Origin of the sequence: Actinotignum urinale DSM 15805, from assembly GCF_000420445.1 — a bacterium.
GTDB lineage: Bacteria > Actinomycetota > Actinomycetes > Actinomycetales > Actinomycetaceae > Actinotignum > Actinotignum urinale.
On record NZ_ATUY01000007.1, the window covers coordinates 97,669 to 113,983 of the forward strand.

General features: G+C 51.5%; 13 protein-coding genes. 4 read left to right on the plus strand and 9 right to left on the minus strand.

Annotated features, from left to right (window positions below):
• The first annotated feature begins 17 nt into the window (after positions 1–17).
• A complete protein-coding gene (locus tag G445_RS0106160) occupies positions 18–1,199 on the plus strand; it encodes an acetate/propionate family kinase (protein ID WP_022866674.1) in 1,182 nt (393 codons plus the stop codon).
• A 96-nt stretch (positions 1,200–1,295) separates the two neighbouring features.
• Here the strand turns inward: G445_RS0106160 and G445_RS0106165 are convergent, their stop codons facing one another.
• From G445_RS0106165 to G445_RS0106205, 9 genes are all read right to left on the minus strand, one after another.
• Positions 1,296–3,014 (minus strand): acetyl/propionyl/methylcrotonyl-CoA carboxylase subunit alpha, encoded by a 1,719-nt coding sequence (locus tag G445_RS0106165; protein WP_022866675.1) that lies wholly within the window; start codon positions 3,012–3,014, stop codon positions 1,296–1,298.
• Positions 3,015–3,043: 29 nt separating this feature from the next.
• Complete coding sequence (locus tag G445_RS0106170) at positions 3,044–4,903, minus strand: 5-oxoprolinase subunit B/C family protein (RefSeq protein ID WP_022866676.1); 1,860 nt, start codon at positions 4,901–4,903, stop codon at positions 3,044–3,046.
• Between the two features lie 3 nt (positions 4,904–4,906).
• Positions 4,907–5,797, minus strand: a complete 891-nt coding sequence (locus G445_RS0106175) for a putative hydro-lyase (RefSeq protein WP_245855164.1) — start codon at positions 5,795–5,797, stop codon at positions 4,907–4,909.
• 134 nt (positions 5,798–5,931) lie between these two features.
• The gene (locus tag G445_RS0106180) at positions 5,932–6,696 is read right to left on the minus strand and encodes a LamB/YcsF family protein (RefSeq protein ID WP_022866678.1); all 765 of its coding nucleotides are present in this window, start codon (positions 6,694–6,696) and stop codon (positions 5,932–5,934) included.
• Between the two features lie 103 nt (positions 6,697–6,799).
• Positions 6,800–8,080 (minus strand): NRAMP family divalent metal transporter, encoded by a 1,281-nt coding sequence (locus tag G445_RS0106185; protein WP_040430785.1) that lies wholly within the window; start codon positions 8,078–8,080, stop codon positions 6,800–6,802.
• A 214-nt stretch (positions 8,081–8,294) separates the two neighbouring features.
• On the minus strand, positions 8,295–10,031 hold the full coding sequence (locus tag G445_RS10910; protein WP_022866680.1) for an FAD-binding protein: 1,737 nt from the start codon (positions 10,029–10,031) through the stop codon (positions 8,295–8,297).
• A 5-nt stretch (positions 10,032–10,036) separates the two neighbouring features.
• Complete coding sequence (locus G445_RS10915; protein ID WP_022866681.1) at positions 10,037–10,510, minus strand: hypothetical protein; 474 nt, start codon at positions 10,508–10,510, stop codon at positions 10,037–10,039.
• A 49-nt stretch (positions 10,511–10,559) separates the two neighbouring features.
• The gene (locus G445_RS0106200) at positions 10,560–12,260 is read right to left on the minus strand and encodes a sodium:solute symporter family protein (protein WP_022866682.1); all 1,701 of its coding nucleotides are present in this window, start codon (positions 12,258–12,260) and stop codon (positions 10,560–10,562) included.
• A 2-nt stretch (positions 12,261–12,262) separates the two neighbouring features.
• Positions 12,263–13,282: a Gfo/Idh/MocA family protein gene (locus G445_RS0106205; RefSeq protein WP_022866683.1), complete on the minus strand. Its 1,020-nt coding sequence runs from the start codon at positions 13,280–13,282 to the stop codon at positions 12,263–12,265.
• 131 nt (positions 13,283–13,413) lie between these two features.
• On the opposite strand from G445_RS0106205, the gene G445_RS11520 reads away from it, so the two are divergent.
• The 3 genes from G445_RS11520 to G445_RS0106220 all read left to right on the plus strand — a co-directional run bounded on the left by G445_RS11520 (position 13,414) and on the right by G445_RS0106220 (position 16,308).
• Positions 13,414–13,602 carry a hypothetical protein gene (locus G445_RS11520; protein WP_211210512.1) on the plus strand — a complete coding sequence of 63 codons (189 nt, stop codon included), beginning with the start codon at positions 13,414–13,416 and terminating at the stop codon, positions 13,600–13,602.
• Between the two features lie 4 nt (positions 13,603–13,606).
• Positions 13,607–15,814 (plus strand): NAD(+) synthase, encoded by a 2,208-nt coding sequence (locus tag G445_RS0106215; RefSeq protein WP_022866685.1) that lies wholly within the window; start codon positions 13,607–13,609, stop codon positions 15,812–15,814.
• A 65-nt stretch (positions 15,815–15,879) separates the two neighbouring features.
• Entirely contained in the window at positions 15,880–16,308 is a 429-nt protein-coding gene (locus G445_RS0106220; RefSeq protein WP_022866686.1) for a GNAT family N-acetyltransferase, read from the plus strand.
• The last annotated feature ends 7 nt before the right edge of the window (positions 16,309–16,315 follow it).

Genomic DNA, 16,315 nt, shown 5'->3' on the forward strand with positions numbered 1-16,315 from the left:
TAGCAAGGAGTATTTTCGTGGCAGTTCTCGTCATTAATTCCGGCTCATCCTCAATTAAATATCAGGTTGTCGATCCCGTTTCCGGCGAATCCCTCGCTTCGGGACTTGTTGAACAGATCGGACTTCCCTCCGGGCATGTTAAGCATGAACACGGTGAAGACGTTCGTGAATGGGAAGGCCCTATCCCCAACCACGAAGTAGGTATGGAAAAGGTTCTCGAATTCTTCGACGCCGCCGGTCCGTCCCTTCACGACGGTTCCATTAAAGCCGTTGGGCACCGAGTCGTTCAGGGCGGTAAGTACTTCAACAAAGCAGCCCTTCTCGACGAAGCAACCATCAACAGGATTGATGAGCTTGCTCCTCTCGGCCCCCTCCACAACCCGCCGGCTCTCGAAGGAATCAACGTTGCTAAGCGCCTCCTTCCGGACGTTCCCCACGTGGCCGTTTTCGATACAGCATTCTTCCAGAGCCTTCCGGAAGAAGCCGCACGTTACGGCCTCAACCGCGAGATTGCGGATAAGTACGAAATCCGCCGTTATGGTGCGCACGGCACCTCCCACATGTTCGTCTCCCAGGCAGCTTCCGCTTTCCTTGGACGCGATGACCTCAAGCAGATTGTTCTCCACATTGGTAACGGCGCTTCAGTATCCGCTGTTGTTAACGGCCACGCTGTGGAAACTTCCATGGGTCTTACCCCGCTTGAAGGCCTTGTGATGGGCGGACGCACCGGCGATATCGACCCCGCTGCCGTATTCCATCTCTACCGCGTTGCAGGCATGAGCATTGATGAGATTGATAACCTCTTCAACCGCAAGTCCGGAATGATGGGTCTGTGTGGCTCCTCTGATCTTCGTGATGTTCACGCAATGGTCAGGGAAGGCAATAAGGAAGCCAAAGAAGCCGTGGACGTGTATGCACATCGTATCGTCAAGTACATCGGGGCCTACACCGCCACTATGGGTGGCCTCGACTGCATCACCTTCACCGCAGGCGTTGGTGAAAACGACAATATTATGCGCGCTGAAGTTCTTAACCGTCTCGCCTCCTTCGGAGTCAAGTACGACGAAGAAAAGAACAACACACGTTCTAAGGAAGCTCGCGATATTGCTACCGAAGATTCCAAGATTCGCATTCTCATTATCCCGACGAATGAAGAACTTGCTATCGCACGCCAGGTAACGGAGCTGGTTGAAGGCTAATTAGACTGGTTTATATAGCTAATTAGACTGAGTTATATAGTTGTGGGGGTTGCTGGCACTGAGTGCTAGCAACCCCCACAACGTTGAAGGAACCATTTACCTCTGAGGAACAATGCGTGCCACAGGACGTCCGGCGGTAATAGCGCCGCCTTCCTGGACTTCCCAGTGGATGACACCACTGCGGTGGGCAATAATATTGGTTTCCATCTTCATGGTTTCACCAATACCCACGGTAACGCCCGCTTCAACCACCGAGTTATCCTCAACAAGCCGGCGATAGAGCGTACCGGTAATGGGCGATTCTAGTTCGGTCTGATCTTCTGCCGGTTTCTGCGCAGCCGCAGCGCCACCGGCGCCGAAGAGAGCAACACCGTCGGGCAAACCAAACATGAGGATCTTGCCGTCCACCTCAATCGGGAAGCGTTGGAAATCAACGCGCCTGCGTAGCTTTGCACGTGGCTGGGATTCAAGAATCGGCATGAGTTCACGCTCAATCCAGCCCGTATCCACCTTCAGTTCATCCCCAATGAAATCATCATGCTTAATCACTTCACGCATGAAGGGAAGAACCGTCGCGATACCATCCACACTGGTTTCTTTAATCGCGCGTGCCGCACGAGCCACTGCCTCTTCGCGAGTATCTGCCCACACAATAAGTTTGGCAACCATGGAGTCGAAAGCAGCCTGGACGTCATCCCCGGCCTGGACGCCGTTTTCCCAGCGAACACACGGACCGCCCGGCTGGCGAATACGTGAAATATGCCCTGGGGACGGCAGGAATCCACGCCCTGGATCTTCCGCATTCACGCGGAACTCAATAGCATGCCCAGTAGGCTTCGGCGTATCGAGGCGGGAAAGCCCCAAGCCTTGCGCCACACGGAACTGTTCCATCACAAGATCCATACCTGTTGTTTCTTCCGTAATGGGATGCTCCACCTGAAGGCGCGTATTCACCTCCAAGAACGCAACCGTCCCATCTTGGGCATAGAGGAATTCCACGGTACCTGCATTTCGGTACTTCACGGCCGAGCAAATATCATGCGCCGCCTGGTGGATCTTTGCGCGCACATCATCGGGAACATTCGGCGCTGGAGCTTCTTCCACAAGTTTTTGGTTACGCCGCTGAAGGGAACAATCGCGATCCCCCACAACCAGCACGTTTCCTTCGCCGTCGCCAATGATTTGAACTTCAACGTGGCGCGGACGTTCCAAGAATTTTTCAATAAAGACTTCGCTGCGCCCGAAAGCAATATCTGCCTCATGTGTTGCGGCATCGAAGGCGTCTGCTACATCGTCGATATTGTGAACGATTTTCAGCCCTCGCCCACCTCCACCAAAACTGGCTTTAATGGCAACAGGAAGCCCGATTTCATGGGCAATAGCCACCGCTTCTTCCGCGTTGTTGAGCGGCCTATCAATACCGGGGGCGAGCGGAGCGCCAACGGAAGCCGCCAATGCGCGCGCCGTCACCTTATCCCCAAGCTGTTCAATCTGTTCGGGGGTCGGACCAATGAAAATCATTCCCGCTTCCTCAACGGCACGAGCAAACGCCGCGTTCTCGGAAAGGAACCCGTAACCGGGGTGGATAGCATCGGCTTTCGCCCGCTTCGCAACGTTAATAATGGTGTCAATATCGAGGTAGCTTGTTGCGGGAGTGTTCCCGTCAAGCCCATAGGCTTCATCCGCGAGGCGCACGTGCATGGACCCCGCATCCTGATCGGCGTACACCGCGATCGGCGTGAAACCGGAATCGAGGCATGTGCGAATAAGTCGGACCGCAATTTCGCCGCGGTTAGCAATAAGTATTCTTTTCACGAGTATCTTTCTGTGCGAAACGGTCAATTTTATAGTTCGGTAAATGGCTCATCCACAAGGAATTGTATGCGCGTCCCAGGCGTTAACTGCCCCGAAACGTCAAGATCTTCACGAATAAGCGCGCCAATAACGGGGTATCCACCCGTAAGCGGATGGTCCGGAAGGAAAATGACGGGCTGCCCATTAGAGGGAACCTGAATCGCCCCGGTTACTGCGCCTTCGCTGGGAAGCTCGCGTGTAACGCAACGCTCTAAAGATTTCTCACCCTCAAGGCGAATCCCCACGCGGTCTGATTGATTGGATACTGTCCAGATTTGCTCGGTGAGGGTAGCGATTGCCTCGTCGGTAAACCAATCTGTACGTGGCCCCAAGGTAATTCTTAGTTTCACGACGGTATCCGGTTCAATAAGCGTCCCGGTTCGCGGTGCGTCGGCTACTGCCCCTGCAAGGGAGGGGTTATCGGCATAGATTTTATCTCCGACCGTTAAAGGAGCCGGTCCAACATTTGCCAGGGTGTCGGTCGCGAGTGAGCCAAGGATTCTTTTCGCCGCAATGCCGCCACGGATGGCAACATATGCACGCATCCCCTGCTCAAACCAACCAATCGAGATGGTGTCCCCTGGATCAACCGCGAAGGCATGTCCGTGTTCCGGATAGAAATACAAGCCGTCCTCTTGTGTAACGGTCACTTCCCCTTTAGCTCCGGAAATTGCCAGCACGCCCGTCATATGGCTTTTTAGCTCTACACCACCACCGGCGATTTCAAGGACCGCTCGCTTATCTGGGTTTCCCACATTGTAGTTTGCGGTGTGCATAGAGAGCGGATCTGCCGCGCCGGACGCTGCCACACCCATATCAAGTAACCCCGGCCTTCCGTGATCCTGGTAGAGCAGTTGCCCGCCAACACTGACAACTTCCAGGTATCCGTACGGTGAGGGCACCTGCTCGGAGGGAGGCAGGATGGATGCGGTTTTCGCGAGGGCTTCTTGGACGCTTTTCGCGAATGTTTTTTCACCTGTTGTAGCACCTGCCGGTGTGTTGCTGGTTTCGCTACTGGTTTCGCTACCAGTTTGCGCACTGGTTTCACCACTGGTTTCCACATCGGTTTGCGTGCTATTTTCTTCGGAAGAGTGCCCCGGGGCTGTTCCGGATTGTGTTTCTTCTTGGACGACGGTTTCGACTCCGGGCGTTTCGCCCGCAGATTCCTCGTCATTTCCTACGCCGTGGTTCAGGTGCAGAAGCTCACGCACGTGATGGTATTTCACATGATCGCCGGGGGCTAAAAGCCCGGGCTGTTCACGATTCAAATCCCACATGGGCGCGTCGGTTACTCCAATGAGCTGCCAGCCACCCGGGGAAGCCCCCGGATATACTGCCGCAAACTCTCCTGCCAGCCCCACAGAGCCTGCCGGAATTCGGGTTCGCGGACTTGGCCTGCGTGCAACATTAAAAATAGGATCTTTGCCCACACAGTAGGCAAATCCCGGCGCAAATCCAACAAAAGCGACCTGCCAATCGTTGGCGGTGTGCCTGGCAATAAGTTCTTCTGCGCTCAAGTTGAGCATCGCACAAACGTCGTCGAAATCTTCACCATTATAGAGAACGTCGATATTCACGGTTTTGGCGTTATCGTTACGTTCCGTTTCCGGTGTAATGCTACGGATTGTGGAAGCTAAACGCTCCGGACTAATTAAACCGGGTTCAAAGTGAACCATAATGGTAGACGCGGCCGGAACTAGTTCTTTAATCCCCCAAATATTCGCTTTTGCCAATGCTGGGAAGTGGGACACAACCCCGTCGAGATTCGCGTATTCCACGAGAAGAACATCATCTGCCGCCGGCAAAATCCGCAATTCTCGCGGGTCTATCATATTTTCAGGTATCGCCATCTATTACACCGCATAGCTTTCGTTGAGGACATCGGAGACGAACATGCATCCGGGTGCGTGCGTAATCGCATAAGGAAGTTGAGATGCGACGACGGCGGCCTGCGGCGTAACGCCACACGCCCAAAAGACGGGAATTTCGCCGTCGCGAATCTGTACGGGCGCATCCCCATAATCAGGCGCGTATATATCTTTGATCCCGAGGGCTGCCGGGTCCCCAATATGTACGGGCGCGCCGTGAACTGCGGGGTAGCGTCCGGAAATTTCTACGGCATCGGCTACGCGCGCTGCCGGAATGGGACGCATGGACACAACCATTTCGCCCTTAAGGCGACCTGCTGGCGCACATTGAATATTTGTGCGGTACATGGGCACGTTCCTGCCCGCGGTTTGGTGGCGGATTTCAATTTGTGCTGCGGTTAGTCCCGCTTCAAAGGTGAAGGAGCAACCGATAAGGAAAGTCACCATGTCATCTCGCCAGGCGTTAAGAACATCGGTTGGTTCATCCACGAGTTCCCCGTTTTTCCACACGCGGTATTTGGGGATATCTGTGCGCACATCACTTCCCTTGGCAAGAATTGATTCATAGCCGCCGTCTTCAATAACGTCGAGAAGCGGAACGGGTTTGGGGTTACGCTGGGCGTAGAGAAGAACATCATATGCCCATTCGCGGGGAACACAAATCATGTTTGCTTGGACAAGGCCTTCTGCAACACCTGACGTGTTGGTACTGACTATTCCGGTTCGTGCATTTTCTCGTGCTTGTTGACCTGCTTTCAGCAAATCTCCTGTGGCGTACAGTAGCATGTATTTTCTCTTTTCTTGCGTTTCTATAACGTTATGTAGTTGTTCGTCGTTGTCCGTAGATACCCGCGTAAGTGCATCAGGTAACGCCATGTGTACCTTTAGACATATTGTGCGCTTGAGGAGCGTATCCTCGCACAAGTTCAACATCGAGGAGATGCGAACACCATCCTATGAAAAGAACATGGGGAAAACCTGAATATTCCGCCTTTTAGTGGGCGATATGTTTACGCTTTCTTTACAAAAGGCCGGATGGTAACGCCAACGTGCTCCAGCTTGGCGCGCACGCTTCGTGCCATATCAATGGCACCTGCACTATCGCCGTGAACGCATATGGAATCCGCATTAATGTTCACTGTGCTTCCGTCAATTGCCGTGAGTTTCCCGGTGTTGACAAGATCTAACATTCGCTGACCGACGAGCTGTGGATCGTGAAGCACAGCGCCTTCCTGGCTTCGTGGAACCAGGCTTCCGTCGCTCATATAGGCACGATCGGCAAAGGCTTCCGCCGCAACGGTCAATCCTGTTTTTTCTGCAACGTTCAACCCTAGGGTTCCGGCAAGCCCAAGGAATACGAGGTTGGGGTTGATTGCTTTGATTGCGCAAGCCACAACACCGGCAATCTTTTCATCCTGTGCGAGTTGGTTGTAGAGGGCGCCGTGGGGTTTAACATAGCTAAGTTGTGTTCCCGCAAGGGTAGCCAAACCGCTGAGAGTAGCAAGCTGGTATTCCACATCCGCCTGGAGTTGTTTTGAGGGAATATCGAGTGGACGGCGTCCAAACCCTTCAAAATCCTTATATCCGGGATGTGCACCAACTGTGACATTCGCCTTCGCGGCTTTCATCAGGGTGTCTTTAATGCCTTCTGCATATCCCGCATGGAAACCACATGCAACATTTGCGCTCGTAACAATACTCAGCATTGCTTCGTCGTCGGAAACAATGCGCCCGGGACTGTTTTCTCCAAGGTCGGAATTGAGATCAATGAACATTGTCCACTCTTCTTTACTCTTTCGTTATATTATGCCTGAACCTCTATTATGCCTGAAGCTCGCCGTCCTAATATAGGACGACGAGCTCAGATCTCACATATATTTAGCCTGCAATGAAGCCGAAAATCGGTTTAATGGAAACAATTGCCATATACCAGGTCAACACTGTTGCGGCCGTACCGAAGATGAGCAACCAGATCGGATACTTGTATCCGTGGAGCAAATCGTGGCTACGGAACCAGCCGATATACATAAAGATTGTTAACCCGATGGGGAGAATAAGGCCATTCAAACCACCGACGAACACCAGGATACTTGCCGGCGCCGCACCCCATACGAGGAAGCATGCGAGGGATATCACGATAAAGATAACTGTGGCGATGCGCAGGTTCGTACCGCTCTTGAGTTTCTGGCTGAACACGGAGAGGAAGGACGAGGAGGTGTACGCAGCGCCGATAACCGAGGAAATCGCAGCGGCCCACAGAATAACACCGAAGATACGCAAACCGGCGAATCCGAGAACGTGATAGAATGCCTGGGCTGCGGGGTTAGCCGTCTTGCTCGTTGTGTCAATAACAAAGCCGGAAGCGGCAACACCGAGAATGGCAAGGAAGAGAACGTAACGCATAATGCCGGTCACAAAAATCCCGTTTGCGGATGCGCGGTGAACGGATTTCACGTTGTCCGGGCCTGCTTCACCTGAATCGAGGAAGCGGTGTGCGCCCGAGTAGGTAATGTAGCCACCAACAGTTCCGCCAACAATGGTTGTAATGGTTGCCCAGCTGATTGTGTCAGGAAGAACGGTCTGCTTCAGCGCCTCACCGAGCGGAGGCTGGGAGGCAAATGCCACGTAAATCATGAGACCAATCATGAGGACGCCGAGGAAAACAAGGAAAGCGTCCATAATCGGACCGGCTTTCTTCCAGAGGAAAATACCGATAGCAATAAGCCCTGTAACAGCCCCACCTATTTTGGCATCAATACCGAGCATGGCGTTAATACCGAGGCCACCGCCCGCGATATTTCCAATATTGAACGCCAGCCCACCTATAATAATGAGAACTGCGAGAACATAACCGGATCCTGGGAATGCCGAGTTGGCGAGTTCGCCTGCACGTTTTCCAGAGACGACAATAATGCGCCACACATTCATCTGGACGGCGAAATCAATAACAATCGAGACGAGAATAGCAAAACCGAAAGCCGCCTGGAATTGTGCGGTAAATGTTGCTGTCTGTGTAATAAAGCCTGGGCCAATGGCACTTGTTGCCATCAAGAAAATTGCGCCCAAAATAGGGCCACGACGCTTCTTAACGAAGACTTTTGCATTAACTGGTTTATCTGCTGTGCTGGATTCAGTATCGACTCTAACGTCTGTACTCATGATCAGCCTTCCTGTGACGGTGCGTTCTTCACGAACGCCCATTTACTTGGTAAAGATATGGTAAAGGATTTTTACCTACATTGCCAATGTCTATGTCAAATAATGGCAGTTTTATGACTGAACTCACCAAATATTTACGATTTTTTCAAGATTCGGAAGGCATCCGTCGTAAAAAACATTAAAAATAACGACGATTGCAGCTACGATACAAACTCTACGCAGATAAACGATTTCGTAAAGATTGAGTCAACACGGGAAGAATCTCGCTTACATCCCCTACAATCCCCACGTCGCACACATCAAAAATATCTGCGTTTGGGTCGCTGTTAATGGCAACGATAATTCGAGAGTCACGAATACCCGCAACGTGATAGTAGTCTCCCGAAATGCCGACGGCAATGTACAAATCTGGGGAAATAATCGCCGCCGATAAACCAATACTCATGCTACGAGGCATGGAATGTTCACCTTCGGACAAAGGCCGAGTAATTCCACGAACGGCTTTCAATACGTGAGCCAGCTCATTAAAAAGCTCCATTTTACCTTCAGCCAAGCAACCTCGCCCCGCAGCCACAACCCGCGAGGCTCGTCGTAACACTAAATCAGTTTCCTTTAGAGGTTTACGTTTCTCAATGTGCATAACGTAAGGTGAATGGACATCAACATCCCTCTCCAGAACCGATGCCACATCACCCACATAAGGCTCGGTTAATGGCGGCATCATATGCTCCGCCATGTTTCCTTGAACCCCAACGACAACCCCATCAAGACTATAGGTTTCGTACAGACGCCCACCAAAACGTCCCACACTCAGCGTATTTTTTTTAATTTGGCGCACATCGCAGAATATAGGCCGAGACTGCCGAGTAGCCACCGCCCCCGCTAAGGCTCGCATTGTGGGGTGAGCACTAAACAGTACAATATCTCCTGGTTCTGGACGAATAACATCGTTGAGGGTGTCCGCAGAAGATTCTGCTGGGCAATTCTCGGGAAGATGCAGACGAATAACTTCATCGGCACCTTTTACTTCACCCTCGTCGTACATTATAACCACAACTTTTCCGCGACGACGTAAATGATTCAAGATTTTCACAGACGGAGGGCGCATACAAACAAACCACGTTGTCGAGCCATTTTCCGGCTCTCGCTCGAAACATACTTCTTGCATGTCCTCGGTATTTTGGCGTGGCAACACACCCTGAGCATCTAAATAGTCGACAAGCGGGGCAACCCCGAAAATCCCCTCATATATCTTGTGTTCACGCGGTTTTTCAAGGATTCGCTGGGTACGTTTCGGGCGAATAATGGACGGATGAAAATCTTCCATATCCGAAACCGTCAGCATATCCACGGGTTTTTTCGCTGCCGAAAGGACGTCATTCATGCGAGGAATTCTCACGGCGGCCGCATCTGACGTAACAGCTACCACGACGGGCGGACGCATACGAATAACTCGTGTTTCTCGCTCAATATGTTGAGTAAGAAGGAGATCCTCCCCATCGCAATCAATATCAGATACCTCCTGGAAAACGGGCCATCCAAGATGCCCGCCTACCAAGGATGGAATAATTCGGCTTCCTTCATCATTGGAGCCTGAGCCGGTAAGGACGATGTTAATCTCGCCGTTCCTGCGAATCATGCGGGCCAAAGCCTGCGCTGTGGACACGCCGTTCCATTCTCCGGCTTCCTCGTCAGCTAACACCATCAAACTATCGGGACCTTTGGACAAAGCATTTTTGCGCAATGCTGGGGTGGAAGTTCGTAGGGTGCCAACATTCAGCCCTATTAGCGAGGTTTGTAATTTATCTGCAAGATTTCGACCAGCTTGTAGCGCAACCACATCGTCGTCCCCGATAAGCATTCGGGAATTGGACCACTCAATTTTTCCTTCCAGAGTGAAACGTGCAAAGCGAGGATCGCCGGTTATTTTATACGCTACAGCTACTGCCATAATGTCTACACACCTTCGCCGTTTCGTTGGTTGCCCTGTGCCGTATTGGCTCCCTGGTTATGTGACCTTCCACCTTGTGGTTTGCCGTCATCGCGGGACGTTTTTTGCTGATTGTTCTGAACTTTTTCAGTTCCTGTGCAACGTCTGTTTCCCTCTCCGCGTTCAGTTCGCCCTGCTTCCGGGTGATGTGCGAGAGTACGACATTCTACACTTTCCGTAATAATTTGTGGAGCCATATAGGTTCGGAATGCAAAGAATAGCGCGACGACGAGACACGCTAATCCCGTCCACAAATTTAAATTAAGTCCCGCAGCTTTAGCAAGATCTTCGTCCGTTACCCAAAAAAGTCCATAGGTGGCAAGCAATGCGCCGAATACCCCGAACATTACAGCTATCCAGGTGCGAAGGTCGAAAATTGAGAAGGGTGGGAGTTGTTGCACGGTATCATCCGCATGCCTCACCGTGCTTCTTCCTGCCATGTGCCACCTCCAAACATTTTATCTCGACTTCAACACAAGGACTTTTTCCCTATAAAACAATGTTAAATAACGTACAGACAAATAGCACGCCCATTCCAAGAACGAGTGGATTTTCCCACCACGACAGCTTCTCGCCCGTAACCAACCGTTCACGTTCTTCTTTCAAACGTCCTTCAAGTAAATCAGGGGCGGGGCGTGCTCCTTGAATATCCATATTCACGCGCCCCCACACAAGCCCATCTAGTTCTTCCAGAGGTTTTGCTTTACCCATATACGTTACAAGGACGGAAACAAGTACATCTGCAATAAATGCTATCCCAGATGCCGTAAAACTTGCAGCCTGTGAGGAGTTAAAACTCAAATGCCCCATGGAATAGCCAATTTGAATATATCCGGCACCGGCAGATCCCGCTATGAGTCCCCATAGCCCCGCCTGAGGACTCATACGTTTCCAGAACATGCCAAGGATAAACGTCGCAAATAGTGGTGCGTTGAAAATTGACTGCAACATCTGCGTATAATCCTGCAAATTATTGAACCGTGCAGCAATGAACGCCGTTCCCACGGCAATCAACACGCCAATAATAGTGAGCCGACGCCCAATTTTTATGTAATACGTGTCCTTTTGATTCGGACGCACATACGTTTCCCAAATATCGTAGGTAACAACAGTATTAAAGGCAGAGACATTCGCGGCCATACCCGCCATAAAAGCCGCAATTAACCCGGCAAGCGCCAAACCTAAAAGCCCGTGAGGCAACACGGACGCCATGAGCGCAGGGAATGCTTCATTGTGGGACAGCTCGCCAGTATGCAACTCGGGAACAAGAACAGCCGCAATAAGTCCCGGAACGATAATAATAATGGGCAACAACATTTTAGGAATCGCCGCCAAAATCGGAGTCAGGCGGGCATTACGCATATCCTTTGCGGACAGTGCGCGCTGCACCTCTGTAAAATTCGTCGTCCAATAGCCGAAGGAATTCACAAAACCCATGCCGAGGAGCAAGGCAATCCAGTTGCCGTAGGGATTCGTCGTATTCGACAATCCTGTTCCGCCCCACACCGACAAGCCGTTCGGCCCCAAAACCTGGCTTTCATTCAACGTATTTATTAAACCTGTCACGCCACCCACGCGTGCAAGCCCGCCAATCGTTAACGGCGCCAACACGGCAACAATGAGCAAAAACTGCAAAACTTCGTTGTACATCGTCGCGGTTAAACCACCCGCAACCGTATAAATCAACACAACGCCGGCGGCAATAATAATGCTCATCCACAGTGGTAGGCCAATCAAAACATTAATGAGGAGCGCGAGCGCGAAAAGGTTAATGCCTGCCACGAGTATCGTCGCAATGGAAAAAATGACGGACTGATATAAATGCGTGGGTCGGTCGAAACGCAAACGCAAATATTCGGGAACGCTCCTTACCCGCGAACCGTAATAGAACGGCATCATGACAAGGCCGAGGAACACCATTGCCGGCACCGCGCCCACCCAATAGTAGTGAACCGTGGGCAAACCGTATTGCGAGCCCGAGGCGGCCATACCGATTAGCTCCACGGCGCCAATATTTGCGGAGAGGAACGCCAAGGCGCAAATCCACGCGGGCAGAGAGCGCCCGGAGAGGAAAAAGTCCTCGGATGTTTTAACCTTCCGACGCGTCACCATACCTATGCAGAGGACGAGCAAAAGATACAGAACAACGAAACTGTAATCGAACAGGTGAGCGCCCAGGCGTAAATCCATTATTAGCCCGCTATCTCTGACAGGGATACGGGCCGATTTTCACATAGGGACAACTTGGCGGCCTCGGCAACACGCAAGGATTCCACGGCGTCCTCCACCGTAGGCGCGATCTCCACTTCCCCGCGCACAGCGGCGAGGAAGGCGTCCATTTCGCGTTCGTAACAGGAAGCAAAACGGGCGATAAAATCTACCCACGGCTCCCCACTCGGGTACGTTACATCTGTTTCCATCGAGGTTATGGGAAGTTTTTCGTCAAAACCGACGGCGTAGGTGTGTTGCGTGCCGTGTAATTCCATGCGCACATCATATCCCTGCCCGTTAAACCGCGAGGATTGGGCGTTAACAAGAACATCCCCCTCCATGCGCATGCTGAGCACGGTTTCACATACGTCGTCAAAATCTGTGAAATCGGGAAGTCCGAGCGCCGTTCCCATGGCGTACACTTCGGTAACCTCGCGCCCGGTTACCCAGCGCAAAATATCGAAATCGTGAATGAGGCAGTCGATATAGATGCCTCCACTTGCCGCGAGGAATTCGCGCGCGGCGGGCGCCTGATCCATTGTTCCCATGGATACGCGCCGTAACTCGCCAATATCTCCGGAGGCTATCCCCTGGCGAGCACGCGTGTAGGCCTCATCAAAACGGCGTTGGAAACCGACCTGGACGCGAGCGCCAGCTTTGCGAAGGGCGTCTCGAACATTCAGGGTGTTCTCCAGGGACGTCGAGACAGGTTTTTCTGTAAACATGGGTATTCCGAGGCGGGAGCCTTCTACAAGTTGTTCGGCGTGTTGATCGGTGGGGCTAACAATAACGAGCGCATCCAGGGATGTATTTTTTATAAGATTTTCGACGGATTCCGCTTCAATCGTGCTCACGCCTTCTGGAAAGTTTCGCAGTTCTTCACACACTTGGGTACGACGAGCATCATTCGGATCAGCTATCACAAGTTCTTCTACGCGCGATGCAAGGATACGTGCATGCATTCTTCCCGCACGGCCAGCTCCTAGGAGACCAACTTTCACTATTTTTCCTTCCCGCGCTACACAAGCAAAACATGTGATTCGGCTACACTTTTCCACCTTATCATGGCTTGTATTGGTGCCAACCTATAAGAGAAAACTGGGTAATAGCTGGAAATGTCATTATAAGGGGTGTGACTAGGGCAATGAAAGACGTGTGTAAAGCTGTGGATAACCCCGCGCGGGAAAGAAACTGGGGAAAGATACAGGACAACAGTAGCTTGTGGACAAAGCGAGCAGCGATTCACATCCTTGCTAACTTCCCACACGTCTCGCAAGCTGTAGAAATACTCCTCAGCCAGGGATTCAACGTGGCAGAATAGACCTATGGCTGATTTTTACTCCCTTTACACCCATGGTTTTCTCCGCATTGCTTCATGTACGCCAGAAATTGATTTAGCCCGCCCCCAAAAAAACGCGAAACGAATTGTTGATATGGCTCGCGAATGCGCTGATGCAGGAGCCTCAATTATCGTTTTTCCTGAGCTGTGCGTTACAGGAGCCAGCCTTGGAGATTTGTTCTTCCAGGATTCTCTTATTCATGCAAGCAACGAGGCTGTGAAGTACATTTGCAAGAAAACAGCCGATCTTCCGTGCATTGTTATTGTTGGCGCCCCTATACGTTACGAAACACAACTTTTCAATTGTGCCGTCGTCATGCATGACGGTGGTATTGAGGCCTGCGTTCCCAAAGTGTATATCCCCGAATATGGGCCGGTTGCCGAAAAACGCATCTTCACCTCTGGGGCAGAAATATACGCATATGTTGATCTCGATAACACACCCGAATCTCTTATGCGGGAAGGTGGAGCTTTCCCCTATCTCGCTTCCTTGTCCCCCTACACTATTTTCACAACCGAACACGTCACGAATATGCGATGGATTGTTGCACTTGGGGAAGATATTCACGCGCCGATTGGGCCCGCTCAGCTCGCTGCCGTTAAAGATGTGGACGCGATTATTAATATTTCCGCTCTCGCTTCCGAAGTCGGCGGCACACACCTGCACAGCACCGCTATTTCGGGATTGTCAGCCACCATGGGAATCGCCATTCTTCAAACGAACGGAAATGCCGGTGAATCTTCCACCGCAGCCACATGGAGCCCCTCTACGCGCTTCTATGAGAATGGGGAGCTTCTTATTAAGAACGACGGCAATGTTACGAGTGCAACCTACTGCGATATTGATATTTCGGGTCTGGCACATTATCGCACCAAACAGTCCATATTGAAGGATAGTGTTGCCTTCGGTGACCGATTACTTTCCGCAGGCCAGCAAGCGCTTTCTTCCAATGTTTACGACAGCGTGTGCGAAACCAAGACGATTAGCCTGCAACTTCCGGCAGATTCACAGGCAACCTCTTTACATTGGGAAGAAAAATCAGAGGACGCCTCACCCGCGCACTATACCGACGCAACCGCACACGCAACTGTGCCCGCCACACACGTTCTTCGTCGTACATTTTCTCGATACCCTTTCTTCGGACCGGGCGAGGATGCGGACGCTCGGTGCAAAGAGGTTCTTCGGCTTCAGGCTCGCGCCCTACTTCAACGCTTACAAGCCATTGGGAACCCGAAAATTGTTCTTGGCGTCTCGGGCGGTTTGGATTCTACCCAAGCGCTACTCACATCCGTTGAAGCGCTACGCATGAGCGGGAGGCCCTACAGCGACATTATCGCCTACACTATGCCCGGTTTTGGTACGACGGATACCACAAAATCTAATGCTTACGCCTTGTGTAAGGCACTTGGGGTTGAGCTACGGGAGTTAGATATTCGTCCGTCGGCAACTCAAATGCTTGAAGATATGGGGCATCCCTTTGGGCAAGGTCAGCCCGTCTATGATGTGACCTTTGAAAATGTGCAGGCTGGGTTGCGCACGGATTATCTCTTCCGTATCGCGGGGCATGAAGGCGGAATCGTGCTGGGTACCGGCGATTTATCGGAATCTGCGCTCGGCTGGTGTACTTTCGGTGTTGGTGACCATATGAGCCATTATGATACGAATGCTGATTTGCCGAAAACGGCGATGCAACAGTGTATCCGTTGGGCTGCCGAGAGTAATTATTTTGGCCAAAATACCAGTGAAGTTCTCACTAATATCGTGAATACCGAAATTTCTCCCGAGCTTATTCCTGCCGATGAGGATGGAAAGGCGCAGTCCACTCAGGACACAATTGGCCCTTACGATTTGCACGATTTCTTCCTGTTCTACCTGCTGAAGGGTTACGCGCCGGAGAAAATCGCGTATTTGGCATGGCATACGTGGCGCAATAAGGAAGTTGGAACTTGGCCTCGATATATTCCGGAAGATGTTCGACGAGAATATACTCTTGCAGAGATTACATACTGGCTGAAAGTGTTCCTCAAGCGTTTCTTCACCAGCCAATACAAGCGTTCCACATCGCCGAACGGCCCGCGCCTTCTTGCCGGTGGTTCTCTATCTCCCAGCGTGGATTGGCGTATGCCCTCGGATGTATCCGGGAGTGTGTGGCTTGAGGCAGTGGACACAATACCCACCGATAGGGACTGGTAAGGACTTAGGATTCTTTCTTTTCAACTGTCGTATATGTTATTTTTAATCAGGTAAAGGATGGGATAATGATTGAAATTTACAGCCAGGTAACTGATGAGTTTGTGGACGCTTGCTCTCGGCTTCTCCCCCAACTTTCCTCCTCCACAAAGGGGATGAGTTGGGAGGCTGCGGAAGATTATCTTGGGCAGGAAGACGTCTATCAGTTCGTTTACCGTCGTGAAGAAAACGGACCCATTTTAGGGATGCTCACCCTCGTAACATTTACGATTCCAACTGGAAAACGCGCATGGATTGAAGACGTTGTTGTTGATGAACAGACCCGCGGTGAAGGAGCTGGCCGTCAACTTGTGGATGCAGCTGTTGCTCACGCTCAGAAACTGGGAATGAAATCCATCGATTTAACTTCACGCCCCACTCGCGTTGCCGCAAACCGTTTGTACCAAAGTGCCGGATTTGCGCAACGAGAAACAAATATTTATCGCTACAACGGTTAAATCTTTG

Coding starts and splice junctions, on each gene's coding strand:
- G445_RS0106170 (WP_022866676.1), bottom strand. CDS start 4,903: ATGGCGATACCTGAAAATATGATAGACCCGCGAGAATTGCGGATTTTG.
- G445_RS0106175 (WP_245855164.1), bottom strand. CDS start 5,797: ATGGCGTTACCTGATGCACTTACGCGGGTATCTACGGACAACGACGAA.
- G445_RS0106180 (WP_022866678.1), bottom strand. CDS start 6,696: ATGTTCATTGATCTCAATTCCGACCTTGGAGAAAACAGTCCCGGGCGC.
- G445_RS0106185 (WP_040430785.1), bottom strand. CDS start 8,080: ATGAGTACAGACGTTAGAGTCGATACTGAATCCAGCACAGCAGATAAA.
- G445_RS10910 (WP_022866680.1), bottom strand. CDS start 10,031: ATGGCAGTAGCTGTAGCGTATAAAATAACCGGCGATCCTCGCTTTGCA.
- G445_RS10915 (WP_022866681.1), bottom strand. CDS start 10,510: ATGGCAGGAAGAAGCACGGTGAGGCATGCGGATGATACCGTGCAACAA.
- G445_RS0106200 (WP_022866682.1), bottom strand. CDS start 12,260: ATGGATTTACGCCTGGGCGCTCACCTGTTCGATTACAGTTTCGTTGTT.
- G445_RS0106215 (WP_022866685.1), top strand. CDS start 13,607: ATGGCTGATTTTTACTCCCTTTACACCCATGGTTTTCTCCGCATTGCT.
- G445_RS0106220 (WP_022866686.1), top strand. CDS start 15,880: ATGATTGAAATTTACAGCCAGGTAACTGATGAGTTTGTGGACGCTTGC.